Raw genomic sequence first — 23318 nt, 5'->3', positions numbered from 1 at the left:
CTTCCTGCGCCAGATGACCTAGCGGGACTGCCACCATGCGGCCGTCCCGCCCCTGCCACGCAAGGTGCCCTGGCGGAATGGCTACCAGTCGGCCATCGGTGCCTTCAACCGATTGATGGTCATCCGGGATGTCTACGGGGTGTCCATCACTTCCAATAAACAGCATGCCAGTCTGTCGTGCTGTGGGCCATCAGAAGAGAACCGGCCGGTCAAGATGCGGTTGCGAATAGGGCCACCGCACCGGCGGCTGGGTCAACCCAATACGATGATCTTGCCCCAGGCGCGTCTGCCAAGCGGCGGCGTGCGCCGGGTCCAAATGGCGCGAGCCGGCGGGTCGCTGATCACCAGTTGATTGCCATCGCTGGAGGTCTGGGCCGTCATGCGCGGCGGCAGCGGCCGACCCTCGAGATGGGCCGCCCAGAACGCATCCAGTTCGGCGTCGGACCACTCGGTGTTCATCGGCGCCATTTTAGCCTGCGAGCCTGAGCCGAGCAACGTGCAGACCTTCCTGCCGGCCGCCACATCGCTTAGCCTCGCGCACGACGCCAATGCTCGACGACAACCCTTATGGCGCCCTCGCCCCTGGCCAGGCCGCATGAAAGCCGAACATCGTGCCCTGCTTGCTGCTGGTTGAGGACGAGTTCCTGGTGCGGCTCGTGGCCAAGGAGGCGCTGGAGGGAGACGGCTTCGAGGTTCTCGAGGCCAAGAGCGCGAGTGAAGCTATCCAGGTCTTGGACAGCCAGGCTCACATCGATATCGTCGTCACCGATGTGCGGATGCCTGGGCAGGGCGATGGCGTAGATGTGGCTGTTCGTGCCCGAGCCAAGTTTCCCGAGATCCCGGTGATCATGACTTCCGGGTACGCGGAGGGCGTCGAGGATCGGCTAGACCAGCTTTGCCTGATCGTCTTCATGCTGGGTAAACCCTACAAGCTCGACCAGCTGTCTGCTCTCGCGAAGTCCCTGATCAAGCGCAGCTGAGAAGCGGGACTTCGGAGAGAACCTGCTGCCACGCGCCAGAGCCAAGCTCTCATTCCCTCCGAAAATGGTCGGCATCGGACGGAATGACAGGATGGACGGTTGGCCGCTTTGCGCTCATTTCGGACGCCGACGTTAAGCGCGCCGCCGCCCGAAACCGGCCGTCCTGGCCGCGGATGGCGATGCCCAGGTTGAGTGGTGAGCGGCTGGGTAGCTTTGAGGATCATAGGGTCGAAAGCCCCCGTTCGCTGCATGTCAAAGCCGCTCAGTTCTGACATCAGCTAGCCCGCGTCCCGGGAGGGTCGGAATTCTCGGTAACCGATAGCTAAGTGTCCAGCATGTCCCACTCGTCGCCGAACATCCAGCGAATAGCGGACAGCTTGCCGCTGAGCATTCCCCACTCGAAATCGGTCCACGGGCCTAGTTCGTCGGGGTACTGCTCTTCGGTGGACTTCATGGCGGCGATCATGCCCTCCCATATCTTATCCACAATCATTCCCCGCCGATCTTCGAGCGTGGCAGCCTCCCAGACCTCCCTTGGAACCCGCTTTTGTTTTCCGCTCTCGACTGCGTCAATGATGCCCCACTTGCGGCCGTACCAAATTTGCGTCGTCAGCTTGTCCTCGGCTTCGAGCAATTCAGATAGCGCCCGAGGCTCTTGGCTGTATTCCCGGTCGAAGGTGATCTCCTCGATTAGGTCGCTGGCGTACTCGTTCAGGAGCGCGCCAAGGTTGGTTGAGTAGCGCGAGTGCACCCCATCGAAGATGGCCGCGAGGTCAGGGTGCGGTAAGCGCGTGTCGGCGCCCTTCTGACTGAAATCGTGGATGTTGTGCGTGACGAACGCGAGCATGTCTTCGCCCTCCCGCTCCGCGAGTGCGTCTATGTATGTTTCAATAATTATCGCGTCTCCGATACCGTTTATCTGCCGGTGGAACGGGGCAACCTTGGCGATAGCGCGGTCCGCTGCACGGGCCTTTACGCTTTCGCTGACGGGGATCGGTTCGGTTGTGGTGAACAGCTTCTCAATAAGGCCAACCGCCTCATTCACAGCCTCGCCGCCAGTGGCGATGCGATGGTCAATCTCGTTCAGCTGCTTAAGGAGCTCGAGCCGGCCGACCTCCGGTGCGAACTGCACGATTGCGTCCTTCACCCGCTTGAAGTGGCTCGACAGGCTGGCGCGGCTAGACGCCATTACTCGGTCCCGGTTGCGGGCGAATTCATCGAGGATGATCTGCGGCAGGATCAGTTCAACTTCGCCCGCCTCCGTCATGGCGAATAGGGCATCTAGCAGCGGCAGATGGCGCGGGTCTTTCGTGAGATCTAGCCACACCGACGTGTCGATCACTAGTTTGAGCTTCATCCTGGCCCCGCTGAAGAGTGAGCGCGGAGGCTAGCGGCGTCCAAGCGCATGGTCACCACCCGCAGGCTGTCGATCCCTCGGTGCGTGCGGCAGCCACCCCCTGCAGGATATCAGAAGGCCGTTTGGCGCTGGCCGCCAATACTAACAGAATCGACAAGTATGTCGCGGCACGACCCGCTCCAGCTGTATTCGGGCTGTCCGCTCTCGGCCAGTTCCCGGCGTTTCTCCATGTTCCGTCCGAAAAGTCTGATTATCGGACGGAATGAGAGGGTTGAAATTGCCCGGACGGAATGCTCCGGCCGGGCATGATTTAGATATTGAACTAGATCAGAAAGACAGGCGCGGCGTAGCTTTCAGATTATCCCTCAACTGCTTGCGCTTGCTGCCGCAAGGACCACGCAACGCCTTGCGCATGTCAAGATGCCTACCCCCGCGTAGGCGCCTTAGGCGGCAGTGCCACTCAGCTAAAGCCAACACTAAGATATCCGACTTGTCGGCATATCGGATACTCGGAAATCCGGATATCCGACTTGTCGGGGGACCGACAAGTCGGCTGCCCGGTTGGTCGGCATACCGGTAAACCGACTATCCGGATTTCCGGGGTGCTTTCCTCATGTCGACAAAATCCATGGGCACGACAGGGAAGCCGGCATCTCGTAAGACCTCAAGCATGAGGCTCGTCGCGGAAATGCCGCGGCGAGCTGCCCTCATCTTGATCTCCAAGATGACCGCCTCTGGCAACATGAACTCGATGCCTTTGCGTCGCGACTTCTGCGGCGCGGCCTGGGGTGGCGCCGGGGTCTTATGAGGCAGGACCTTGTCAGCGAGAGGTTGAAGGCGCTCTCGCAGATCCTCGTCGCTCAGGCTTGGAATCTCGGCGGGGCGTTTAGCCATTGTCAGGCCATCCGAGCAGAGCAGCGACCTCATCGCCAAGGGCGGTAACATTAGCAGCTGCTCCACCTTCTGGATCGTCCTCCCAGGGCGGTGTTCCAGTGTAGGTCATAAGACGGAAGGCCGTCCGTTCCATCAGCTCGGCCGAGAGCATGGGTAGTCCCCGCTCAGCAAACTGTTTCCGGCTGTGCTCCACCACCCGCTGCTTCAGTACGGGCGTGCGGGATAGCACTACCCTGGCGGTGATCTCCCGCTGCGTTAGATCCGCCGCTTGCTCGACCACATTGTGCGTCTTTAGCGCCTCTACCACGTCGAACAGCGAGGGCTGCGCCGGGATAAGCACGAGGTTGGCTTTGCCACAGGCGTACAGCATCGCTTGGTTGGCACTACCCTCCAGGTCGATCACCACCAACTTGGCGCGACGGCTAGCTTCGCTGACGGCCGTCAGCAATGTCTCTCCGTTCGCCACCTCAGCTCGAACACCAGGCGGCCTGCCCCGCCGAATCGCTTGGTAGAGCGTCTGGTTGGGGTCAGCGTCAATACATTCGACAACCCGGTTATCCGGACTGTCGGTATCCCGACTATCCGACATATCGGACAGTCGGCGCGCTAGTTCAGTTGCGAGGCAAAAGGCCAAGGTGGTCTTGCCGACCCCGCCTTTTGTGCTGGCCAAGGCCAAGATGGGTGGTTGCATATCCCGACTATTCGACTAATCGGTATTCCGGTCAACCGGTATGTCGGATATTCGGAACTCCGATATTCCGGTCCGGGCGTTTATCGTGATTTTGTAAAGACTTAGTTGCGCCCTAGCAGGGGTAACACTACGGTCGAACCGTCGATGAGGACAGAATCCGTGACCTAGAACTGAAAAGCCCCCGCCGCAGAAGCGACAGGGGCCCAAACAGCCCGAAGGCTGGATGATCAGGTGTGAGAACCACATCATCTGGCGCCGCGCTTCCGAACGCAAGCCTGTTTTGCGAACGGTGGGCTATGTCTTGATGACAACTGCGAGGGGGCTTTCCGCTGAAGGAGAGCCCTATGCCTACCTCAACACGCCCGGCCCGTGCCGGGTCTGTGCGCGTTGCCCCATGGCAGCGCCAACGCCTCGGTGACGCTGACCGCAGGCGCATCATGGAAGCCGCCCGCCGCCTGGAGCGGCAGACCCATCAGCCGGGAATGCATGGCGGCGCCCTGCGCCGTAGCGGCATCCTGGTGCTGTGGACGCTGCTCTATCGCGGCCCGTCGAAGCATGGCGTCTGCGACCCGTCGCTGGGCCAGCTGGCGGCGTGGTCCGGCTGCGCCCGCTCGACGGTGCAGCTCGCCATCTGCCGCCTGGAAGCCGCCGGCATCATGGGCCACGTCCGGCGCGGCCTGGTCGTCGCAGTACGTGGCGTGGCCCGCTGGTGCCAGTGGACCTCGGCCTACCTGTTCGCCACGCCGAGCCTTTGGACAAGCGATACCGATAGTCGGTCAGCCGAAGTCTCTGATGAAAAGAACAAGCTTGTGGATAAGGGAAGGGGAGGGGGAAGCCGCCCTATCGAGGAAGCCAAGATGGCTGCATTGGCGCAGAAATGGGGGTTGGTGGCCCCGGCGCCGGAGGGAGCGGCATAGAAAGCCGCAACTTTCCACGGAACCCCCGTCATTTTGACCTGTTCGGATAGGTCAGAATGACCTATAAAAATCCTGCCGGCGGGCGATGGTGCAAGCCGGTATCTGGAGTGAACCACGATGAAGATCGTGATCCACATCCGGATTTGGAAGTGGAAATTCCGGTTCGAATTGATCCGGTCCTAAGCTTCCAAACTCGGGCCGGGGGGGTCGCAATGCCCCCCCGTGCCAGGGTCGGAAGCAGCAGAGGAGGTCCTGATGAGTGGAGTTGGGAACGAACTGCGGAACGACAGCAGCGCGGAGTGGATGCGCGCGCAGCTTGCCGAGTTGGGCGAGACCCAGGCCGGGCTGGCGCGGTTCCTGAAGCGCAACGGGGATGATCGCGAGATCACTAACATCGAGCGCAGCATCCGCCGCATGACGGCGGGCGACGCGCGGGTGTCGGGTGAGATGCGCGCCATCCTCGGCATTCTGCGGAAGCGCCGGCAGCGAGCGGTCCAGGCAGCCGAGAAGCTGGGTTGGCAGGAGAGGGAGGATGGTTCCTTCGCCGCGACCACGCATGACGGCTTCAGCGTGCTAGTGAAGCCGCACAGCGGTGGCCGTTGGAGTTCGCGCGTGATGCATTCCTCGGGTGGCGAGGTGGTCCACAGGCCGTCGACGGATACGCTGGACAAGGCCAAGGCCGTCGCGGTCTCGATGCTGGATGAAGCGCGGCGCGAGCCGTCAGAAGAGCACTGAGATAGCCGCCGGCGTCACGGCGCCGGCGGCCCTTTCTGACGGGCCAGCAGCTGCGCCTTCCGCCTGGGATTGAGCGAAAGGGTCGTGTCGATGTCCACTTCCATGAATCCAAGGTCCAGCTTGCGGCCGCGCGTCACCTGGCCGCTATCCGACAGCAGCCACGGGTTGCGTCGGACCAGTCTGCGCAGCAGCCAAAGCGGCAACGGAAAGCGCATTTCCATTTCGGACGGATACCATATTCTCTTCTGAAAACACCACCTCGCCTATTCGTTCGGCCCTGAGCACATGGGAGAAATCACGTGCACCCAGGCAAAGATAAGCTCCAGGCGGAGACGCAATGGCTGGCGGCAATCTCCGCTGTCGGAGGCTCAGCGCAAGCAACGCGCCTCAGATGGCACGGAACCTGCGAGATCCTTGACGCCCTTCAGCCTTTCATGGGGCGCGATCTGAATTGCGCTCACCACCTGGACGGTCGCGGCCATGAATTATGGAGCGTGGCCCTCGCAGACGAAGATGACTGTCTCCAATTCGCGATGGATCAAGGGTCAGCTCTTCGGTTGAGGGCCGCATCGCTGACGCTAGAGTTTCTGCCGCGCTCTCCAAAGGATTCCTTCTTCATTCTGGATACTGCGCCTCTCAAGCCTATGGGACATGGGGCTGCCGCTCCACACGTCCGCGAAGAGGTCGTGCTGCTACCATCTGGCGAATACAGAAACGCTAGTTCTATCAGCCGTGGATACCATTGGGAGGGTGATGGGCCACAGAAGAATGGAGCCAGTAAGATTCAGCGCATCACCAGGATTCTCGGCGGCAAAGTCCTCATCGTCTCGCAGTCGAGTTGGTGGAATGGCAACAGGAGTACGTTCGAGGACATCGGTCGCTCAATGTCTGCCGCTCAAATTAGGACGCTGATCGAGGGCGCATCATAGCTGGCCTAAGCCCGGTCGAGTCAGCCATGCCTACCCATTGCTGATCAGCACCTCGCCCGCCTTCTGCGCGCTGGCGCCGGCCCCGACCGTGTAGGTGGTCTCGACGGCTTCGATGGTGAAGCGGCCGAACACTTCGCGCACGCCCGGCGTATCGTTCAGGCTGAGCAGGAAGCGGCCCTTGATGCCGGCCAGCTGCTCGGCCAGGCGCTCGAAATCGCCGCGGTCAAACACGCCCGGGCCGTAATCCTTCTCGCAGCCCCAATAGGGCGGATCGAGATAGAACAGCGTCTCCGGCCGGTCGTAGCGGGCGATCAGCTGCGCATAGGGCAGGCGCTCGATGACGACGCCCGCCAGTCGCTCATGGATCTCCTCCAGCGTGGCGCCGAGCTTGGTCACGTCGAAGCGGGCAGGGCCTCCGACCGACACGCCGAAATTGCGGCCGGAGACCTTGCCGCCAAAGGCGGTGCGCTGGAGGTAGAGGAAGCGCGCCGCGCGCTCCAGATCGGTCAGCGTCTCCGCATTGGTCGCCAGCAGGCGCTCGAAATCAGCGCGGCTGGTCAGCTGCCAGCGCAGCATGTCCATCAAGGGCACATAGTGGCGCTGCAAGATTCGGAACAGCGTCGTCACGTCGCCAGAAATGTCGTTGATGACTTCCGCGCGCGCCTTGAACGACCGGCGCAGGAAAATGCCACCCATGCCAACGAAGGGCTCGACGTAAGTGATGTGCGGAATGGCGCCCAGGCGGGCGACGACGCGACGCGCGAGATTGCGCTTGCCGCCCAGGTAAGGGGCCGGCGTCGCGGCCGGCGACGCCGGCAGGAGGGTAGTGGACATCATGTGTGGGGGACTTCACAGTGACCCCGCTTCTGGCCGGAAGCGAGCGGGGCGGTTTATCCGTGTGCAGCTCGACACTGCACGGCTGGGGTGTTGGTAGCACCCTGGCCCCCGCGCTCCCCTGGTGAGGGAACTGCGGCGGATCGTGCCCGAAGGCGCGAATGGTTCCAAGGCCCGATATGCGGCATATCGGGCCTTGTTCTTGTTCCGTTCACGGTGGTAGGGAGGAAAACCCCTCACGGAGTGCCCCCCCATGGCCCGCAAACCCAAGGCGACCTCAGAACCCAAGCCCAAGCCAGCCACGACCAAGCCGGGGCATGACCCGCTGCTGATGCGGCTGGCCGAGCAGATCGGCCGCGGCTTTGGCGCTGAGCGGATGCGACGGGAAGCCGCATCGCTCATTCAGGAGCTGAAGACGTCGATGGACCCGGACGCGGTGCGCGACCGGCTGGAAGAGATCAGCGAGCACCTGGCCGCCGGCGTCGAAGCCACCGAAGAGCAAGCCTGCGAAATTGATTCCAGCAGCAAGAGCGCCAAGTCGGTCTATGACGGCACGCTGGCGGCGCTGAAGGCCACGCATGAGGCCTTTGCGCGTGCGGCCCAGAGTGTTGCGGCATGACCGGCGGGCAATTCCGCGAGGTGCTGGAGCGCATCCGCTGGAGCCAGGCGCTGATTGCCGCCGAGCTGGGCGAAGATCCTGCGCGGATCAGGAGGATGGTCGCAGGCCGCCTGCCGATCCCCGAGAAGCTGGCGAAGTGGAGCCGCGCCCTGGCGGATGATCTGGAAGCCGCGCGGCTGCGCAATCCGCCGCCGGCGCTGCCCAGCGCGTCTGTCGAGCGGCGCAACCAGACGGCCTTGTCTGAGGCGGCCTAACCATGACCCCGCCCCGCCATCCCGATCTTACGGGGGACGGAGCCTATCGCGGTGCCGAGACCACCGGATTTGTCTCGCCCGCCAGCGACCACATCGAGGGTCCGATCGATCTGACCGATGTGTTGGATCTGCGCCGGCCCGGCCGCTACCCGGTGAAGGTGCTGGGGGAGGGGCTGACGCATCGCGGCATCCTGCCGGGGGATGTGCTGGTGGTGGATGCCGCCGCTGAGCCGCATGCCGGCGTGGTGGCCATCGTCATGATCGGCGGCGACGTGCTGCTGGGCCAGCTGATCTGGCGGGGCGGGCGGTGGTTCCTCCGCTCCGGCCGGCCGGACCGCCTGCCGTTGGCGCTGACCGAGGATGCCGAGGTCTGGGCCGTGGTGATGAGCCTGGTGCGCGAGCGGGTATGAGATGCCCGCCGTCTATGGCCTGATCGACGGCAATTCCTTCTACTGCTCGGCCGAGCGGGCCTTCGCCCCGGCGCTGCGCAGCCAGCCGGTGGTGGTGCTGAGCAACAACGATGGTTGCGCCATTGCCCGCACGCCCGAGGCCAAGGCCCTTGGCGTGAAGATGGGCGACCCCTTCCACCTGGTGCGCGGCCGGCGCGAGCTGCGCGGCGTGCAGTGGCTGAGCAGCAATTACAGCCTGTATGGTGACATGAGCCGGCGCGTGTATCAGGTGCTGGCCGACCGCGTGCCCCGGGTCGAGCCCTACAGCATCGACGAGATGTTCCTGGATCTCGATATCCCCGTGGATCTGGCCGTGTTCTGCGCCGAGCTGCGGCGCGAGGTGCGGCAGGTGGCCAAGATCCCGACCTGCGTCGGCTGGGGTCCGACCAAGACGCTCGCAAAACTGGCCAATGGCATTGCGAAAGACCACGCCGAGCTGGGCGGGCTGTGTGACCTGCGCGACCCAGAGGTGCGAGCGGATTGGTTCCGCCGGCTGCCGGTCGACGAAGTCTGGGGCATCGGCCGCCGCACCACCGAAAAGCTGAAGGCCGGCGGCGTCGAGACCATCGCCGATTTCGTCGCGCTGGATCTGCGCGCCGTGCGCGACAGCCTGACCGTGGTCGGCGCCCGGGTGCAGATGGAGCTGAAGGGCGTGTCCTGCCTGCCGTTGCAGCTGATGGCGGCGACCCGCCAGGGGCTGGCCTGCACCCGCGCCTTCTCCCGGCCGGTGACCACCTGGGAGGAGATGCGCGAGGCCGTGGCAGCCTATGCCGCCAGGGCAGGGGAGAAGCTGCGGGAAGAAGGCCTGGAAGCCTGCCAGCTCGCGGTGTTCGCCCATACCAATCCGCACAACGGTGACCCCTGGCACTCCGCCAACCGCAGCGCCCGCATCGAGCCGACCAGTGACACGCGGACGCTGATCGTCGAGGCGGTGCGGTTGCTGGAGCCGGCGTGGCGCCCAGGCTACCGCTACGCCAAGGCCGGCATTATGCTGAACGACCTGGTGCCGGCCGGCGAGCAGGCCCGGCTGTTCGCCACAAGGAACCCGCAGGCCTCGGCCAAGACCATGGCGGTGATGGATACCATCAACGCGCAGCACGGGCGCGGCGCGTTGCGGATTGCCAGCACCGGCATTGCCCGAAGCTGGGCGACGAAGGCGCAGCGCCTCTCACCGCGCTACACCACCCGGTGGGAGGATATCCTGCAGGTGGATACCTACTGATGTTCCGCAGCCGATAGGGAGGCTGCGGCGTTACGTCCCCGGGAGCATAAGGGGGGACGGCCATGGCAGAGGTTGACGGCTTCGAAGAAGCCGCGCGCATCGTCGAAGCCTACGTGGCCGGTCAATCGGACGAGGTGGCGGCGCTTCTGACCGAGATTGCGCAGGCGATCCGGGACAGGGCCGTAGACGACTAGCGAACAGGGCGGCGTCATCCATGCCGATCATAGATTCAACGTGGCGCGAGATCAGTGAGCAGATGCAGTTGATCGAAGAGCAGCTGCGCACTCGCCTGAGGCAATCCCGAGAGCTTCGCTTCATGGCCTCCGAAGCGGTTGCACGCTCACGCCACATCCGCTCAGAGGCACAGGCGGAGCGGATACGGGCGCAGGAGCTGCGGGCCAGCCTGCAAGCCAGTCGTCGCTAAAGGCCAAGCTGCCCAGCTACCTACCAGCCGCAGAGGCGGGCGCCGGTCCCATTATGCGCTAGGATCTGCCGCGCCGTGCCGTCCGTCAGGGTGTCGGCGCGGCTGATCAGGATCGGCCGCCAGGCGCCGCAGGCATCAATCCCGGCTCCACCGCTCGCGCAGCTGGCCAGCAGCGTCAGGCACGCGAGCCACATCACGCTCCACCGCATCGCGGGTCTCCCTGGTTCGAATCTCGGCTTCCAGCGCGCGGGTGCGGGCGCTGGTGGTGCCGGCGCGCCGCCCGGCCCACCAGGCGGCGGCCAGGGCCGCCAGCACAGCGCCTACGGCCGCCAGCCAGCCCGAGGCGCGCGCCCAGAGGGCGGCGATCACGCCGGCAGGTCCTGCCGGCGGGTCAGCACCACCGCCAGGACCACGGCGGCGACCGAGACCACCAGCGCCACACCGACCCACTGCGGCAGGCCGGAGACGGCCTCCACGGCCGGCACGGCGGCACCGGCGGCGGTGACCAGGCCGGCCCAGCTCAGCGCTGCCTTGCCTTCCGTGGTGCCGGCAGCGGCGGCCAGGGTGGCGGCGGGCTTTTTCACGCCGGCCAGGCGCAGGCCCTCATCAATGACGGCGGCGCTGTAGGGCTGGCCGCCCAGCTCGTGGGTGATGATGGCCTCGACCAGCGGGCGGAGATCCGCGTAGCGGTGCAGATCCAGATTCACATCCTGGTCACGCCCGGTCAGCGCGGCGACGTGGCTGACATAGGCGGAGGTGACGTTCTCGACCGGCGGCGCCCAGCGGTTGATCAGCTGCTTGATGCTGCGCAGGCCATATCGGTCCTGATAGGTGGTCAGCAGCAGCGCCAGGGCGCGGATGCCGTATTCGTGGCTGCTGAACACGGCGAAGCGGGCGCCTGGGCCGGATTCCTTGCCGAGCTGGCCCTGCCACTTGTTTGTGGCGCTCCAGTCGATGTTGCCGGGATTGCGGTTGCGGAACCCGCGCGAGCGCGTGGGATCGGTGCTGGCCTTGGCCATCCGGTGGATCTCCAGAATGTGGGGGGGGGGGGGAATCGTCATACGCGCCGCCGCCAGGCGAAGATCACGTGCTACTGGCGGGCTATCAGCCGCATGGCAGAACTATCTACAAAACGTTACGAATTCGAGATTAAGGCGACAGTATTCGAAACGTTGTGGTGATATGATAGGCAGATTCACTGATAAGACTTTCACAGTCATCTGCGTGGATCTAGACGGCTGGTTGGTACAGAGTTACCGGGGTGCCCTCATCAAATCTAAAAAGGGTCGTCACGCATTGTTCTTAAAAGGGCATCCGTTGGACGGCACTCTCGCCACCTCCGTCGGCTACTGGCTCGCCACGATTGACACCTGGAGAGATCTTGGAATTGGCTAGATGGGTGGCCGCCGCTAAGAGCGCCGCGTCGCGCCCTTGAAGAGTCCCAGGCGAGGGTGCGGCAGGGCCATCCAGGGCGGTGGGTTCACGCTTCCACGCCGTGGATGGCCCGCCTGCTGTTCGCATGAATGCGAACGGGTCAACTTGCGGAATTGCGCAAGCCGGGGCTCAGGGCTTGCGCACCAGCTGAGCCAGGAAGCTGTCAAAGAACGGCTCCAGCCGGTCGGGACCAAAGCGCCCCAGCATCGCCGCCAGCACGAAGGCAGCGCCGCCCTGCAGGCTGAGCCAGTCGGTCAGCGCCCAGGAGATCATTCCGAGCGAGACAGTGATGGGCAGCTCCCAGAGCAGGGTGCGCAGTGCGCTGCGCCAGGTGGTCGCCTCGCGCGCGGCGCGCAGCATCAGCGTCACCCGGCCGGCAGCCGTGGCCGCGAGGGACCACGCCAGATCGGAGAGGTTCGGCGGCGGATCAAAGATCGGCATGGCGTGTCCCTCGCGGCCGGAGCCACGTCAGAGGTTATGGCCGTGAGGTGGCGGGGTGATGGGAGCCGGTCAGGCCGCGGCGGCAGCTTCCGCCACGCTCCAGTAGGCCATCTCGGCGCGGATGGCGGCGACGATGGCCGCGTCTTCGGCGCTGGTCGGCACGCCGTTGACCACCACCACCGTGTAGAGGACGCAGCTGCCCGAATACGCAGAGACGCTGTTCGAGCCGTAGAACAGCGGCTGCACCGAGGAGAGCAGCCGCGTCTTGGTGGAGATGCTGACCGGGGCGCCGATCAGGTTGTGGCTGATGTCGCTGAAGGACACGTCCGTGCCGGAGCGGCACTGCGTGCGCAGGATGGTCGGCTGGCTCAGATCCACCGACACCCCGCCAGGGGGGCCAGCGGCAACGGAGGTGCCGTCGGTAAAGCCGGCATACAGCCGCAGCGGCACCGAGGATGGGCCGGGGGAGGTGCCTGCGGTGTAGATCGTCAGGCCGATCTCCGCATTGGACACGCGGGAGCCGATCACCACCGGGCGATCGCCACTGCCGGTGATGGGCGCGAGGAACCTGGTGACCACGTAGAAGGTCTGCGTCGCCTGCTCCGGCACGCCCTTGTAGTAGGCCGACCAGCTGGTGACCTTGGTGCCGCCGGCCTCCATCACCGGGCTGCCCACCATCTCGCCGGCGACACCCGTGACCCAATTCTTCCGGCCGGCCTCGGGGGTCTCCATCATGTTGCGCCAGTCGGCGAGGTTGGCGACGGCCGGCACGGCGAACTCGGCCGTGGTGGTGGTCGCGGCCAGCGCAGACCAGGCGCCCGGGCCGGCGTCGTTCGCCAGCTGCACCTGCCACTCGTAGGCCGTGCCGGCGGTCAGGGCGGTCAGCGTGGCGCCCTTGGCAAAGCCCGGCATCGTGGTCCACGCGGTCGCGCCCTGCGGCCGGTAGCGCAGGGCGGCCGAGGTCGGCGCGCTGCCGCCCACGGGGTCGCTCCAGCTGGCGACGAAGGCGGTGCGGCGGATGGCGCTGGCCACCAGCGTGGTGGCTGCGCCCGGCGGCTGCGGCGCCTGCGCCGTGGTGGCGCTGACCGGCGCCGACCAGGGGCCCTGGCCGGTGACGTTGATCGCCGCGATTTCGATCAGATAAGTCGTCTCCGGCGCCGTCAGCGGCACCACGGCCGGGGAGGCGGTGATGATGATGGCGTCCGACCACGGGCCGGACAGGCTGGTGGCCACCCGGGCGCGCCAGCCGGTGGGCGCACCGCCGGTCGCCGGCGCATCGAACAGCACCGTGGCACCGTTATGCGTGATGCTGGTGACCGCCAGGTTGCGCACCGCGCCCGGCGCCGAGGGCGGCGCCAGCGGGATGGTGCCGTATTGCGGCTTGGCGACGATGCCCGGCAGACGGGTGACGCGCGTGAGAGTGGCCATCAACGCGGCTCCTAAATGGGGGTGACGGGGCGCAGGGCCGGGAGGCCGCGCTTGACGATGCCGCTGGCGCCGCCGGGGGTGGTGAGGGCCATGCCGACGCGGAGCATGACGCGGATGCTGGGCGCGCCGGTCGCCGCCCGTGGCAGCACCAGCAGCTCCGAGGTGGCGTCCAGGCCCTCGATGGGTTCAGCCAGCGTGGGCAGCAGATAGTCCGCGTCGCGGTTGCTCAGCGCGTAGACGTTGTTGCTCAGCTCGCCCGTGGTCTGGATCACGCGCGCGCCGAAATGCTGCAGGCCCCTGGCGCCGGGCCCGACCCAGATATGCTCGGTCAGCCACAGCGTCTCGCCTGGAGCGTAGACCCCGGTGGGATAGGGCAGCTGGGCCGGGTCGATGATGGCCAGGTCCTGGTACAGGTAGTAGATCGCGGCGTTCGAGATCCCGGACACGTTCTCGGCCGTGAACACCACCCGGTTGCCCGGCCGGCCATCGGTATAGGGCTCGATGCTCCAGCGGACGGTGCCGCTGGTCGGGGTTCCGTTGGTGTGGGCGGCGGTCCACCCGGGCGGGATCTGCGATCCGGCGAAGATGCCGCTGGTGATAGTGGTTGGCACGCCCTCGAAGGTCGCGTTCGCCAGCTTGTTGCCCAGCGGGTTCAGCACCGTGGTCTTGCCAGCGGTGGGCGGGTCGTAGACGTCGAAGCGGTCGCGCCATTCCTGCTGCGACGGCCGGATGATGTGCTTCAGGCCGGCGTACATAACCTTGGCGCGGGCATAGGCTGCGGCCGGGTATTCGTGCGTGCCGTCCAGCGAATAGCCGGCGCGGTAGAAGCCGGTGCTGGGGTCGGTCGCCTCGGCGCAGGCGTCGAGCACGATCAGGCGGTCATCGTGCCGCGCCGCCTCGATCATCGCCTTGTTGATGGCCTGGATGCGGAGGCGGCGGGAGATCTGCGCGGGCCCGCCCGACCAGGCGCTTTCGCCCTGCGGGCCGATGAGCAGATAGGCGACGCGCTTGCCCGACTGCAGGCAGGCCTCGGTCATGGCGGCGATGTTGGCGGCCGACTGTTCCGGCGGCACGCCGCCGGCGTCGTTCATGCCCGGGCGGAGGATAGCCAGGTCGCCCTTGCTGGCCCGGACCTGCGGAATGCGCGCCAGCATCTGCTCGGTGGTGTCGCCCGGCACGCCGAAATTGTCGCGCGGATGAAAGCGAAGCTGCTGGAAGCTGAGGAAGGCCAGCCACGCAATCGGCCCATCCGTGCGGTAGAAGGCGGTGCTGCTGCCCTCGGCGCCGAACGAATTGAAGGCGGTCATGCTGTCGCCGTAGCCGACAACGCGGCTGACCAGATCCGGCGCCGTGACGACGGTGGAGCCGCCGCCGCCGCCGACCTCGGTGCCGTCCGTCCGCAGGCCGGCGATGATGTTGCCGGTGACCTGATCGGTCTCGACCCAGACCCAGCCGTCGCCGATATCGATCCACTCGTCGTAGCTGCCATCGGGATAGGTCAGGCGACCATCCAGCAGGCGCAGACGCGGGCCGGTCTCGTTGCCGGAGAAGTAGGGGCCCTGTTCATCCACGCCGACGACCAGGCCGTCATTGATGCGCGCCAGGCCTTCGGACAGATCGAGATAGGCGGTCTGCTGCGGGTCGCGCAGGCGGCCGCCATTGAGCAGCTGCTCGAACAGGAACTGCAGCGTCAGGTGCTGGCGGTAGCCATCGCGATCGCCGCGCACCAGGGTGCGCTGGCCATCCGGCGCCTCGGCGAACTCGGCGTTATCCAGGTCGCCCAGATCCTCGAAGGTCGCGCCGGCCGTCGCCTCGGTGACGGCGTTGGCCGCGTTGAGGGCGAGATCGGCGGCGTTTCGGGCGGCCACCTCCGCACTGGCGGCGGCGCCGGCATTGCCTTCGACCTGCTGGCGGGCGGTCTCGACGGCCTGCACGTCGCCGGCGATGGCCTCGATGGCCAGCTCCGGCACGGCCTCCAGATTGGCCGCCTTCAGGGCGCCCCAGGTGGTGTTGTAGGCGACGCCGCCCACCACCACGGTCAGCTTGGCGTCGTCGGTCGGGTCGGTCTGCGCCAGCTTGTCGATGTACTGCGCGCGCGCGACGGCGCCCTGCGGCAGATAGAGGATCGCTCCATCTTCCGCCGCCAGCGGCAAGGTCTCGGACATGGGGGGTCTCCGTCAGCCGATGACGTCGATGGCGAGGCGATCGGCGGAAAAGCGGGGGGCGACGGACTCAGCGGCGAGGCGCCAGGCGCCGGGCTGGTCGAGATAGAGATCCCAGGCGAAGACGCCGGGGCGGATCTCGGCCGCCGCCAGGGGGATGAAGCTGTCGTCCGCGTCGGTGGGCCGGTCGACCAGCAGGGTCACGCCGGCGGCGCCGGTGACCGGCGCGCCCGTGGCGGCGTCGGTCAGGGTCAGCACCACGCGGATGCCATGGCGCAGCCAGAAGCGCGGATAGACGATGTCCTCGCGCCCCTGGATGGCCAGCGACGCCCGCACGGCGGGCGGCAGGGTCACGCTCATGCGGGATCTCCAGCAGGGATCGCCGGGCGCCTGGCGGCGTCCGGTGGTCCTGGGCTCAGCGGTGAGGGAAGGCTGTTAGGCCGCCAGGATCTCGTCGGCGCGGGCGCGGCTGATCAGATTGGCGGCCACGATGGCGTCCATGCCGGCGAGGATCTCGGGATGGGCGAGATCCACGGTCTGGGCGGCGCTGAGATCGTCGAGGAAGACCTGCAGGCTGGGATCGCCCTGCAGGAGCGTCTGCGAGGCCGCCAGGGTCAGCGCGGCGCGCTCGGCCAGGGTGAAGCGCAGGCGGAACTCGCGCGGCGTGATCATCTGCGGCACCGGCGTGGCCGGCTCCTCCACCTCGATGACCAGCAGCTGGCCGTCGACCCAGCGGCGCGTGGCGGTGTGGTCGATCCACTCGGCCCAGATCTCGTCGGAGATCGGCACAGCCTCGGCCGGGATCTCGTCATGCAGGTCATCGGAGAGGAAGCCGCGCGCGCTGCCGTCCGCGTGCAGCAGGGCGAATTTCTGCGTCATGCTCAGTATCCCACCGCGATCCAGCTGAAGCCCAATCCCGCCGCGTAGCCGGGAATGCCGTTGGTCTGGATGCGGGCCGCATAGGCGTTGAAACCAAGAACCGTGGAATCGCTGACGCCATAGATCGTCGGTGCCGGCGGGAAGCCCCAGCCCTGCGCATTCTGCTCGGTGATGATCACGGAGAGCGGCGCCGTGGGGAAGGCGATCGGAAACACCACCGGCGTGGTACCGGAGGTGCTGATTGAAGCGCCCCACTGAAAGATGGCGCCGGGGGTGCGCATGTAGCCGTTGTTGCCCAGCACGTTGGTGAATTCGTGGCGGCGGATGAACAGGGTGTTCAGCGCGTTCAGCACCAGATGCTGGTTGTTGATGTCCGGCGTGACGCCGACCTCGTCCAGAAGCCGCCGCAGCCACTCGTTGGGGCCGCCATAGAGGGCGCGCAGGGCCTGACGCAGCTGCGTCGGGCTGGCGTCCGGCGCCAGGCCGGCGGCCTGCACCACGTTGAGGATCTCTTCCTGGATCATGTTGAGCCACCAGGCGCGCACGCGGGTGGCCGGGATGCCGCCGGTGGGATTGCCGCCGGAGAAGTAGCCGGCCGGGCCCGAGAGGGTCGGCACGGCGGGAAGGGCGGTGACCGCGGTGGGGTCCTGGATGCGCTGCATGGTTCAGCTCCCGTAGGCGAACTGGATGACGGTATGGGCGGGGCGGATGCGGGACAGCGCGCATTGCAGCGCGGCATTGCCCCAGGTCGCGAGCGGTTCGTCGGCACAGGAGATGTCAGCGCCGAACTCGAACAGCGTGGTTTCGGGCGCATGCACGCGCCAGGTGTGGGCCCAGGCCTCGTCGTAGACCGGGTCGTCGGCGCAGAGCGCGTCGGCTCGCGCCGGGGCGAACTCCTCCACCGTGATCGCGTAGCCAAGGTCGGCCGCGAAGGCGATGAAGTAGGGCACCGACTGGCCGCCGGTGGCCGCCAGCCGGGCGGTGACGCGGGCTTGGCGCTGCTGCAGGGTGGGCTCGTCGCCGATGCAGCCATCCGGCAGGCCGAGCGTGTCCTCCCATTCCGGCAGCAACTCGCCGGCCGTGGCGGGAAAGGCGTCGGTCAGCAGGTAGTCGGCGCGGCCGCGCAGCCGGGCCACGGTGGTGGCCACGCCCTTGAGGACCCGCACCTGCGTGCTGCCGGTATCGCGGCGCCAGACGATGCCGGAGGGCATCAGCGCCTTCAGCGCCGCCAGGTAGTCGGCGGCGGTGCGGGACAGCGGAGACGGCATGGATCAGTCCCAGTCGTTGATGCTGCCGAGCACCGGCAGGGCGCCCATCGGCAGGACCACTGGCGCGGCGGGTGCGGTCAGCGTGAAGCGGGTGACGCCGGCGACGGTGCCGATCGCCGTGGTGATGTCGCTCGGGTAGATCGTGCCGCCGGGCTGGCCCAGCCGCACCAGCATGCCGCGCAGGGCGGCCTTGATGGCGGCGCGGTTGGCGACGCTGTCCTCGTCGAGATCCGAGAGCAGCAGGTTGATCGGCGCGGGGTTCGGGCCGGCCACGTAGACCAGCGCCGTGGCCGGCCGCAGCGGATAGAGCGCGTCGGCCACCCGCAGCTGGTCGCCCGTGGCGGGGAAGTCGCGCGTCTCGGCCGTGGCGACGCCGTTGCTGCCCTGCGGAAAGCCGTCATGCTCCGCCTGCGCCGCGTCGAGCATGACGTAGACCACCACCGTGCCGGCGCCGCCGGCATTGGGCGCCGACCAGGCGCGGGTGACGCCGGCGACGGCACGGGCCCAGGTGATGTAGTCCGCCGCGGCGCCGCCCTGCGGCTGGTTGCGGTAGCGATCGAGCATGCGGTCGCGCAGCGCGTCCTCGCCCTCGGCATCGGCGCCGCCGGCGATCGCAGTGGCGACGCTGCCGGCGGCGTTGATGCCGGCGGCGGCCGAGGCGATGACCACGGCGGCGCCCAGCACGGTGTTGCCAGCAGCGCCGGCCTCGACCGCCCGCACCGGCACCACCAGGTTGCCATCGGCCGCCACGGTGGCCAGGGCGGTGGTGACCAGGCGCAGGCCATCGGCGGCGCGCACCAGCTGCGTGCCTTCAGGCAGGATGGCGCCGGGCGTGCCGGAGAAGGCGACCCAGCCGCTGGCTGCCGTCGCATCCTTCTCGAACAGGCCGACCAGCGCCGCCCAGGCGCGCAGGAACTCGCCGCGGGCGGTGACCGGCACCGCCATGCGGGCGATCCAGTCGAGATAGCCGTAGACGCCGTCGACCAGCCCGGCGAGGACCTTGGCGACGATGCGCAGCGGCGAGGTGCGCAGCAGGACGAAATTTCCGGTGGCTTCCGCCATGTCGGCCGAGGCCTGCGCGAACAGGGTCCGCAGTGTCGGGCGCTGATAGGCCATGCGCTATGCTCCCTGCCACGCCCAGCTGGCGGTGACGGTGTCCCGCCCGCCCTGGACGCGGTGGATGACGATGGTGGCGGCGATGCGCGAGGCGGTCTGCCAGACGGCGGCGATGTCGAGGCGGGCGGCGATGCCGTCCGTCTCCAGCCAGTGCAGCGCCTCGCGGATGTAGTCCTGCGCCAGCCGCAGCGTCTCGCGCTGGTGCTTAGAGCGGCGCAGCAGCCAGAGGCGGGAGCCGATCGGCTGGTCATCCAGCAGGTCGCCCCACCAGCCGCGGCGGTCACTCTGGTCGGCCGGCAGCTTGTCGTCGTCGCGGGCCCGGGCGTCGGTGAACAGGGAGACGTAGACGGCGGTCACCAGCGGCGGTGCGGTCTGCAGGTCGCCGCCGGGCAGCAGGGTCCAGTCAGCGCCGGAGAGGTCGCTGTTCCAGACAAGCCCAATATCGCCGGTCACGGCTGCGGCTGGCCCGAGATCTCGCTGCCCGAGCGCACCTGGCCGTGCTTGTGGCCCTGCAGGCTGATGCTGCCGGCCTTGACGTCGCCGGCGGCCTCGATGCGGCCGGTGGTGGTCACCAGCGGCGTGTCGATCGCCAGCCGGGTGGCCGCCTTCACGGCGATGATGCCGCCGCGCCGGAAGTGGATCATGTCGCCCTCATCCGTGTGCACGGCCAGCTCGCCGGGCGCGAGGTCGATCTGGTACCGGGCGTCATTCGTCGCGATGACGATGCCCTTGGCGCGGTTGCCGCTGACGAAGACGGTGATGGCGTCGGCGCCCGGCAGCGGCCGGGACGAAAAGCCGTACTGGCCCACCATCGGGGTCTCGTCGCGTGTCTCGGCGTCGTCGAAGCGGATCTGCGCCCGGCGCAGCCCCTTGCCGGTCAGCGCCGTGGTCGCGGTGATGCGGCCAAAGCCGATCAGCGACAGCAGGCGGCCTGCCAGCCGGTCGATCGTGCCGCTCATGGCGGGGCTCCTGTCGGGTTGGCCGGCGCCGCCGGCGTCAGGCTGTTCAGCACCTGCGCGTCGAACGGCTGCAGGACGATGGGCTCGGGGTCGAAGGCCTCGGCCGGCATCAGCAGCAGCTCTGCCCGGGTGCCGTTCTCGCCGCGCAGATAGGTCACATCGGCGATGACCCACTCGACGTCGCTGACCTTGAGCGCCGGGAGATCCACCGGCGCCCGGGCGTTCGGCTCCCAGAGGCGGCCGGCGGCGTCACGCCAGCTGTCCACCACCACAAAGACCTGGCGACCGCGGCCGTTGCGGCGGTTGCGCTCCCAGAGCGCGCGGCGCTCGGCGATATCCTGGCCGAACTGATCCTGGTCGGACACCAGCACCTTGGGCCGGAAGCGCCGGCCGGTGCCGGGCTTGTCGGCGCCGACCGTGATATCGGCCACCTGGGCGCGGATATTGGCGGCGTCGCCAGCGCCGGCGGCGCGGCTGACATCGCCCAGCACCTCCAGCGGCTGCCAGACCACCTCGTACAGGCTGAAGCGCTGGTCGACGCTGAAGGTGGCCTGGGCGCGCTCGACATTGCCACCCTGCTGGAAGCCGGAGGCCATGCGATCGGTACCGGCGCGCGACAGGATCAGGTTCCCGTCCGCGCCCTCATAGGCCAGCATGGCCGAGTGGCGGGCAGCGCGCTCGATGATGTCCCAGCTGGTCTCGGTCAGGATGACGTTGAACTGTGGCACCACGGCGCCATCCCCATCGCGGGCAGTGACGCTGATGCCGAACAGCGCCGCCAGCTTTTCGGCCAGCTCGCGCGTGGTGGCCTGCATGACCTGGTTGTTGACGCCGCGCAGATAGGCGGAACAGTCGACCAGGTCCTGGCACTTGCCGCGGCCGACGACGCGGATGCTGTGCGCGGTGGGGCTGATCTCGGGCGCGTAGCGGTCGATATAGCCGGTGACCACCAGGTCGCCGCCGATCATCACCTGACACGGCGTGCCGGCGCGGATGATCGCGGCCTCCATCTCACCCGGGAAGCGCTCGGTCAGGCTGATGTCGAAATCCGAGGGGATGCGTTCGATGCCGCGGCTGACACGGATCTCCTGCCAGCCGGACAGGCGCTGTCCATCGACCAGCAGCACCAGCTCGCCGTCATCGTGCATGGAATACATGTCCTAAGCGCGGCTGAAACAAAGGTGTTTCATAGCTATTTGCTTCGCATTCAGCGTATTTCTGCGGAAGCAGCGTTTTGGGTGCAGCAATATGGATTTACTGCAATTTATCGGCCAATACAGACACGGGGGCGGGAAAGATAATTCTCATCTGATCTGGATTCAGCATCAGAAGGTCCTGGACAAATACAGCGAAGCTTTAGCGACTTATCCTGCAAATCCGACTGCGATCTATGATTGCAGCCTGCTTCCATACTCCAAGCAGGCAATCCTGGATGCAATTCTGTTCATGATCGAGCGGAAACCACCTTCCGACATCGTCATAGCTCTGAATTTTGCTGCAAAATCATTGGCATATTTCCAGATCGATGTGGGAGAGCAACCCATGCAGATGTCTGGATACGATGTTGCGCTGATAGAGACATTGTTTGCCGATAAGCGAGATACGTCCAACGATCTTGCGAAATCTTATAGTGTTTCTCAGCATCTCTACCGGGAGAAATTTGAGGCTCTGCAGAGCCTCGCCTTAGAAGAATGGGCGTCGATCGAGAAAAAGATGGCTGCCGCAATCCGCTAGGAACGGATCTCCTGCCAGCCGGACAGGCGCTGCCCATCGACCAGCGGCACCAACTCGCCGTCATCGTGCATAAGGTCGCTCCAAGGCGATGCCGAAAGGATCAGCGCCCCAGGGCGCGGAAGGTGGGCGGCAGGAAGATCGGATCATCCGTCCCGGCGTAGGCGGCCAGCTCGTCGCCACGTCCGAGATCCCGGTACAGCCGATAGACGTGCACCAGGGCCGGCAGCGGCGCGCCGGTGACCACGTCCCGCAGCGCCGCCAGATCCGCCGCCCGGGCGGTCAGGTCGGCCGCCACGGCCGTCTTCAGCGCCCGCAACGCCATCACCGCCGCATCGTCGCGGCCGCCGGCGTCGAGGATCTCCGCATCGAGCAGCCCGCAGACCAGATCCCGCAGTGCCACGGCCTCGTCATAGGAGGGCGGCGTGCTGGCGGCGACGGCGCGGGCCATTTCTACGAGTGCCGCGCGCCGGCACAGCGCCGCCACGGCGTGCTGCATCGTCGCCATGGCATCGCCGATCGTGCCCTCGCCGGTGGTCTCGTCCGGGCGGTACCGGGCCAGCGCGGCCAGCAGGCGGATGCGATCCGCCGGATCATCGGCCGTGGCCGCCACGGCGGCCGCCAGGGCCTGCACGGCGGCGACGAAGTCGCTTCCGGCACTCACAGCCGTTCCGCCAGATCTTGCACGTCCTGTGCTCCCTGTGTGACCGACGCCCGGGCCCGGCTGAGCCGGGACAGCTGGCTGGCGACCGTGGCGTTGGCCGAGCCCAGCCGCGCCAGCGGCGAGCGCGCGCCGGTCAGGTACCGGCTCCAGCGATTGCCGACCCCAGGCACCAGCGCGCCCACCGCGTTGAGGGTATTGGTGGCGTCGCCGACCAGGCGGCTGGCGGTCGAGGTCCAGCCGCGCAGCGTGCTCTGTGCCTGCCGCACCGCGTTCAGCCCGCCCGAGGCGGTGTCGGCCAGCGAGGTCAGGAAGCTGTCGCCCGAGGCGCCGCCGGCGGCGTCGGCCGCCTGCCGCAGCAGGTCGCCCGTCGCCAGCCCAGCCGCCGGGAACAGCCGCTCGCCGGCCTCGATGAACAGCATGTGCAGCTCGACCACGCGGCCGAGATCGTGCCGCGCCGAGGTGCCGAACTCTATCAGGGTCACCCGGAGCAGACCGAGCTGCGGATGCACCAGCTCGCCGGCGCCGTCCTGCTCGGCCGCCTCGATCATGGCTTCCTGCTGCGCGGCGACGTCATCGCCGACCAGAAAGCCGAGCAGCTGCAGGCGGCGCGGGCCGCGCCCGAGATCCTCGACCCAGACGGCGTCGCGATAGGCGTATTCGTGCACCACGGTGCGGCGGCCAAAGCGGCCATCGGCCGTCAGCACGCCGAAGTCGATGCCGCGCCAGGAGGCGGGCCGCAGATCGTCACGCCACGCCATCAGAACGCTCCTGCCATCGGCCGCTCGACCCGCACGCCCTCGGCCGTCCGGGTGGTGACCACGGTGCCGGGCGGTGCGCCCGGCAGCTGCACCCGCACGTCGACCCGCTGCGCCGGCGGCGCGGCCGGCGTACCGGAGGCGACGGCCGTGCCGGCCGGCGCGGCCAGGCGCGG

At 67.1% G+C, this 23318-nt stretch carries 29 protein-coding genes; 9 read left to right on the top strand and 20 right to left on the bottom strand.

Annotated features, from left to right (window positions below; genetic code table 11):
- Window positions 1–252: 252 nt before the first annotated feature.
- Window positions 253–468: a hypothetical protein gene (locus tag IBL26_RS18800; RefSeq protein ID WP_187786053.1), complete on the bottom strand. Its 216-nt coding sequence runs from the start codon at window positions 466–468 to the stop codon at window positions 253–255.
- A gap of 143 nt (window positions 469–611) precedes the next feature.
- On the opposite strand from IBL26_RS18800, the gene IBL26_RS18795 reads away from it, so the two are divergent.
- Entirely contained in the window at window positions 612–980 is a 369-nt protein-coding gene (locus tag IBL26_RS18795) for a response regulator (protein WP_187786052.1), read from the top strand.
- Between the two features lie 322 nt (window positions 981–1302).
- Here the strand turns inward: IBL26_RS18795 and IBL26_RS18790 are convergent, their stop codons facing one another.
- Together IBL26_RS18790 and IBL26_RS18785 are read right to left on the bottom strand one after the other, a co-directional pair.
- Window positions 1303–2322 carry a PIN domain-containing protein gene (locus IBL26_RS18790; RefSeq protein ID WP_206684263.1) on the bottom strand — a complete coding sequence of 340 codons (1020 nt, stop codon included), beginning with the start codon at window positions 2320–2322 and terminating at the stop codon, window positions 1303–1305.
- 901 nt (window positions 2323–3223) lie between these two features.
- Window positions 3224–3922, bottom strand: a complete 699-nt coding sequence (locus tag IBL26_RS18785; protein ID WP_187786050.1) for a ParA family protein — start codon at window positions 3920–3922, stop codon at window positions 3224–3226.
- A 437-nt stretch (window positions 3923–4359) separates the two neighbouring features.
- Between IBL26_RS18785 and IBL26_RS18780 the strand changes: the two genes are divergently transcribed.
- Both IBL26_RS18780 and IBL26_RS18775 read left to right on the top strand, forming a co-directional pair.
- Window positions 4360–4839 (top strand): helix-turn-helix domain-containing protein, encoded by a 480-nt coding sequence (locus IBL26_RS18780; RefSeq protein WP_187786049.1) that lies wholly within the window; start codon window positions 4360–4362, stop codon window positions 4837–4839.
- Between the two features lie 255 nt (window positions 4840–5094).
- Window positions 5095–5574 (top strand): hypothetical protein, encoded by a 480-nt coding sequence (locus IBL26_RS18775; RefSeq protein ID WP_187786048.1) that lies wholly within the window; start codon window positions 5095–5097, stop codon window positions 5572–5574.
- Window positions 5575–5588: 14 nt separating this feature from the next.
- On the opposite strand, the gene IBL26_RS18770 is transcribed toward IBL26_RS18775, so the two are convergent.
- The gene (locus IBL26_RS18770; RefSeq protein WP_187786047.1) at window positions 5589–5795 is read right to left on the bottom strand and encodes a hypothetical protein; all 207 of its coding nucleotides are present in this window, start codon (window positions 5793–5795) and stop codon (window positions 5589–5591) included.
- Window positions 5796–6533: 738 nt separating this feature from the next.
- On the bottom strand, window positions 6534–7337 hold the full coding sequence (locus IBL26_RS18765) for a DNA adenine methylase (RefSeq protein WP_367615463.1): 804 nt from the start codon (window positions 7335–7337) through the stop codon (window positions 6534–6536).
- Between the two features lie 253 nt (window positions 7338–7590).
- Between IBL26_RS18765 and IBL26_RS18760 the strand changes: the two genes are divergently transcribed.
- From IBL26_RS18760 to IBL26_RS25970, 5 genes are all read left to right on the top strand, one after another.
- On the top strand, window positions 7591–7956 hold the full coding sequence (locus IBL26_RS18760) for a hypothetical protein (protein WP_187786045.1): 366 nt from the start codon (window positions 7591–7593) through the stop codon (window positions 7954–7956).
- Window positions 7953–8210: a hypothetical protein gene (locus IBL26_RS18755; protein WP_187786044.1), complete on the top strand. Its 258-nt coding sequence runs from the start codon at window positions 7953–7955 to the stop codon at window positions 8208–8210. Before IBL26_RS18760 ends, IBL26_RS18755 begins: the two co-directional genes overlap by 4 nt.
- Before the next feature lie 2 nt (window positions 8211–8212).
- Window positions 8213–8620: a LexA family protein gene (locus IBL26_RS18750; RefSeq protein WP_187786043.1), complete on the top strand. Its 408-nt coding sequence runs from the start codon at window positions 8213–8215 to the stop codon at window positions 8618–8620.
- A gap of 1 nt (window position 8621) precedes the next feature.
- Complete coding sequence (locus tag IBL26_RS18745; RefSeq protein ID WP_187786042.1) at window positions 8622–9881, top strand: Y-family DNA polymerase; 1260 nt, start codon at window positions 8622–8624, stop codon at window positions 9879–9881.
- A 62-nt stretch (window positions 9882–9943) separates the two neighbouring features.
- Window positions 9944–10075, top strand: coding sequence for a hypothetical protein (locus IBL26_RS25970; protein WP_277817338.1), 132 nt, complete (start codon window positions 9944–9946; stop codon window positions 10073–10075).
- A 365-nt stretch (window positions 10076–10440) separates the two neighbouring features.
- On the opposite strand, the gene IBL26_RS18740 is transcribed toward IBL26_RS25970, so the two are convergent.
- The 13 genes from IBL26_RS18740 to IBL26_RS18680 form a co-directional block, all read right to left on the bottom strand.
- Window positions 10441–10674, bottom strand: a complete 234-nt coding sequence (locus tag IBL26_RS18740) for a hypothetical protein (RefSeq protein WP_187786041.1) — start codon at window positions 10672–10674, stop codon at window positions 10441–10443.
- On the bottom strand, window positions 10671–11324 hold the full coding sequence (locus IBL26_RS18735; protein WP_187786040.1) for a structural protein: 654 nt from the start codon (window positions 11322–11324) through the stop codon (window positions 10671–10673). Before IBL26_RS18735 ends, IBL26_RS18740 begins: the two co-directional genes overlap by 4 nt.
- Before the next feature lie 544 nt (window positions 11325–11868).
- Window positions 11869–12180, bottom strand: coding sequence for a phage holin family protein (locus tag IBL26_RS18730; RefSeq protein WP_187786039.1), 312 nt, complete (start codon window positions 12178–12180; stop codon window positions 11869–11871).
- Window positions 12181–12249: 69 nt separating this feature from the next.
- The gene (locus IBL26_RS18725) at window positions 12250–13608 is read right to left on the bottom strand and encodes a fibronectin type III domain-containing protein (protein ID WP_187786038.1); all 1359 of its coding nucleotides are present in this window, start codon (window positions 13606–13608) and stop codon (window positions 12250–12252) included.
- A gap of 11 nt (window positions 13609–13619) precedes the next feature.
- The gene (locus tag IBL26_RS18720; protein WP_187786037.1) at window positions 13620–15773 is read right to left on the bottom strand and encodes an SGNH/GDSL hydrolase family protein; all 2154 of its coding nucleotides are present in this window, start codon (window positions 15771–15773) and stop codon (window positions 13620–13622) included.
- A 12-nt stretch (window positions 15774–15785) separates the two neighbouring features.
- Window positions 15786–16130, bottom strand: a complete 345-nt coding sequence (locus IBL26_RS18715) for a hypothetical protein (protein ID WP_187786036.1) — start codon at window positions 16128–16130, stop codon at window positions 15786–15788.
- 75 nt (window positions 16131–16205) lie between these two features.
- Window positions 16206–16649 carry a hypothetical protein gene (locus tag IBL26_RS18710; RefSeq protein ID WP_187786035.1) on the bottom strand — a complete coding sequence of 148 codons (444 nt, stop codon included), beginning with the start codon at window positions 16647–16649 and terminating at the stop codon, window positions 16206–16208.
- 2 nt (window positions 16650–16651) lie between these two features.
- Window positions 16652–17311 carry a gp53-like domain-containing protein gene (locus IBL26_RS18705; protein ID WP_187786034.1) on the bottom strand — a complete coding sequence of 220 codons (660 nt, stop codon included), beginning with the start codon at window positions 17309–17311 and terminating at the stop codon, window positions 16652–16654.
- Window positions 17312–17314: 3 nt separating this feature from the next.
- Entirely contained in the window at window positions 17315–17917 is a 603-nt protein-coding gene (locus IBL26_RS18700) for a YmfQ family protein (RefSeq protein ID WP_187786033.1), read from the bottom strand.
- A 3-nt stretch (window positions 17918–17920) separates the two neighbouring features.
- Window positions 17921–19033: a baseplate J/gp47 family protein gene (locus tag IBL26_RS18695; RefSeq protein ID WP_187786032.1), complete on the bottom strand. Its 1113-nt coding sequence runs from the start codon at window positions 19031–19033 to the stop codon at window positions 17921–17923.
- Window positions 19034–19036: 3 nt separating this feature from the next.
- Window positions 19037–19486, bottom strand: coding sequence for a phage GP46 family protein (locus tag IBL26_RS18690; protein WP_187786031.1), 450 nt, complete (start codon window positions 19484–19486; stop codon window positions 19037–19039).
- Window positions 19483–19992, bottom strand: a complete 510-nt coding sequence (locus IBL26_RS18685; RefSeq protein ID WP_187786030.1) for a phage baseplate assembly protein domain-containing protein — start codon at window positions 19990–19992, stop codon at window positions 19483–19485. The genes IBL26_RS18690 and IBL26_RS18685 overlap by 4 nt, the downstream gene beginning before the upstream one ends.
- Window positions 19989–21140 (bottom strand): phage baseplate assembly protein, encoded by a 1152-nt coding sequence (locus tag IBL26_RS18680; RefSeq protein ID WP_187786029.1) that lies wholly within the window; start codon window positions 21138–21140, stop codon window positions 19989–19991. The genes IBL26_RS18685 and IBL26_RS18680 overlap by 4 nt, the downstream gene beginning before the upstream one ends.
- Before the next feature lie 100 nt (window positions 21141–21240).
- On the opposite strand from IBL26_RS18680, the gene IBL26_RS18675 reads away from it, so the two are divergent.
- Complete coding sequence (locus IBL26_RS18675; protein ID WP_187786028.1) at window positions 21241–21726, top strand: hypothetical protein; 486 nt, start codon at window positions 21241–21243, stop codon at window positions 21724–21726.
- A gap of 100 nt (window positions 21727–21826) precedes the next feature.
- On the opposite strand, the gene IBL26_RS18670 is transcribed toward IBL26_RS18675, so the two are convergent.
- On the bottom strand, window positions 21827–22387 hold the full coding sequence (locus IBL26_RS18670; protein WP_187786027.1) for a hypothetical protein: 561 nt from the start codon (window positions 22385–22387) through the stop codon (window positions 21827–21829).
- On the bottom strand, window positions 22384–23145 hold the full coding sequence (locus IBL26_RS18665; protein WP_187786026.1) for a DNA circularization N-terminal domain-containing protein: 762 nt from the start codon (window positions 23143–23145) through the stop codon (window positions 22384–22386). The genes IBL26_RS18670 and IBL26_RS18665 overlap by 4 nt, the downstream gene beginning before the upstream one ends.
- Window positions 23146–23318 lie beyond the last annotated feature (173 nt).

Origin of the sequence: Teichococcus aerophilus, from assembly GCF_014490485.1 — a bacterium.
Classification (GTDB): domain Bacteria; phylum Pseudomonadota; class Alphaproteobacteria; order Acetobacterales; family Acetobacteraceae; genus Pseudoroseomonas; species Pseudoroseomonas aerophila.
This window is presented reverse-complemented; position numbering and strand designations above follow the sequence as displayed.

Coding starts and splice junctions, on each gene's coding strand:
- IBL26_RS18780 (WP_187786049.1), top strand. CDS start 4,360: ATGGAAGCCGCCCGCCGCCTGGAGCGGCAGACCCATCAGCCGGGAATG.
- IBL26_RS18750 (WP_187786043.1), top strand. CDS start 8,213: ATGACCCCGCCCCGCCATCCCGATCTTACGGGGGACGGAGCCTATCGC.
- IBL26_RS18735 (WP_187786040.1), bottom strand. CDS start 11,324: ATGGCCAAGGCCAGCACCGATCCCACGCGCTCGCGCGGGTTCCGCAAC.
- IBL26_RS18665 (WP_187786026.1), bottom strand. CDS start 23,145: ATGGCGTGGCGTGACGATCTGCGGCCCGCCTCCTGGCGCGGCATCGAC.
- IBL26_RS18745 (WP_187786042.1), top strand. CDS start 8,622: ATGCCCGCCGTCTATGGCCTGATCGACGGCAATTCCTTCTACTGCTCG.
- IBL26_RS18705 (WP_187786034.1), bottom strand. CDS start 17,311: ATGCAGCGCATCCAGGACCCCACCGCGGTCACCGCCCTTCCCGCCGTG.
- IBL26_RS18675 (WP_187786028.1), top strand. CDS start 21,241: ATGGATTTACTGCAATTTATCGGCCAATACAGACACGGGGGCGGGAAA.
- IBL26_RS18725 (WP_187786038.1), bottom strand. CDS start 13,608: ATGGCCACTCTCACGCGCGTCACCCGTCTGCCGGGCATCGTCGCCAAG.
- IBL26_RS25970 (WP_277817338.1), top strand. CDS start 9,944: ATGGCAGAGGTTGACGGCTTCGAAGAAGCCGCGCGCATCGTCGAAGCC.
- IBL26_RS18700 (WP_187786033.1), bottom strand. CDS start 17,917: ATGCCGTCTCCGCTGTCCCGCACCGCCGCCGACTACCTGGCGGCGCTG.
- IBL26_RS18720 (WP_187786037.1), bottom strand. CDS start 15,773: ATGTCCGAGACCTTGCCGCTGGCGGCGGAAGATGGAGCGATCCTCTAT.
- IBL26_RS18680 (WP_187786029.1), bottom strand. CDS start 21,140: ATGCACGATGACGGCGAGCTGGTGCTGCTGGTCGATGGACAGCGCCTG.
- IBL26_RS18755 (WP_187786044.1), top strand. CDS start 7,953: ATGACCGGCGGGCAATTCCGCGAGGTGCTGGAGCGCATCCGCTGGAGC.
- IBL26_RS18770 (WP_187786047.1), bottom strand. CDS start 5,795: ATGGAAATGCGCTTTCCGTTGCCGCTTTGGCTGCTGCGCAGACTGGTC.
- IBL26_RS18765 (WP_367615463.1), bottom strand. CDS start 7,337: ATGTCCACTACCCTCCTGCCGGCGTCGCCGGCCGCGACGCCGGCCCCT.
- IBL26_RS18785 (WP_187786050.1), bottom strand. CDS start 3,922: ATGCAACCACCCATCTTGGCCTTGGCCAGCACAAAAGGCGGGGTCGGC.
- IBL26_RS18710 (WP_187786035.1), bottom strand. CDS start 16,649: ATGACGCAGAAATTCGCCCTGCTGCACGCGGACGGCAGCGCGCGCGGC.
- IBL26_RS18730 (WP_187786039.1), bottom strand. CDS start 12,180: ATGCCGATCTTTGATCCGCCGCCGAACCTCTCCGATCTGGCGTGGTCC.
- IBL26_RS18800 (WP_187786053.1), bottom strand. CDS start 468: ATGGCGCCGATGAACACCGAGTGGTCCGACGCCGAACTGGATGCGTTC.
- IBL26_RS18695 (WP_187786032.1), bottom strand. CDS start 19,033: ATGGCCTATCAGCGCCCGACACTGCGGACCCTGTTCGCGCAGGCCTCG.
- IBL26_RS18760 (WP_187786045.1), top strand. CDS start 7,591: ATGGCCCGCAAACCCAAGGCGACCTCAGAACCCAAGCCCAAGCCAGCC.
- IBL26_RS18775 (WP_187786048.1), top strand. CDS start 5,095: ATGAGTGGAGTTGGGAACGAACTGCGGAACGACAGCAGCGCGGAGTGG.
- IBL26_RS18685 (WP_187786030.1), bottom strand. CDS start 19,992: ATGAGCGGCACGATCGACCGGCTGGCAGGCCGCCTGCTGTCGCTGATC.
- IBL26_RS18715 (WP_187786036.1), bottom strand. CDS start 16,130: ATGAGCGTGACCCTGCCGCCCGCCGTGCGGGCGTCGCTGGCCATCCAG.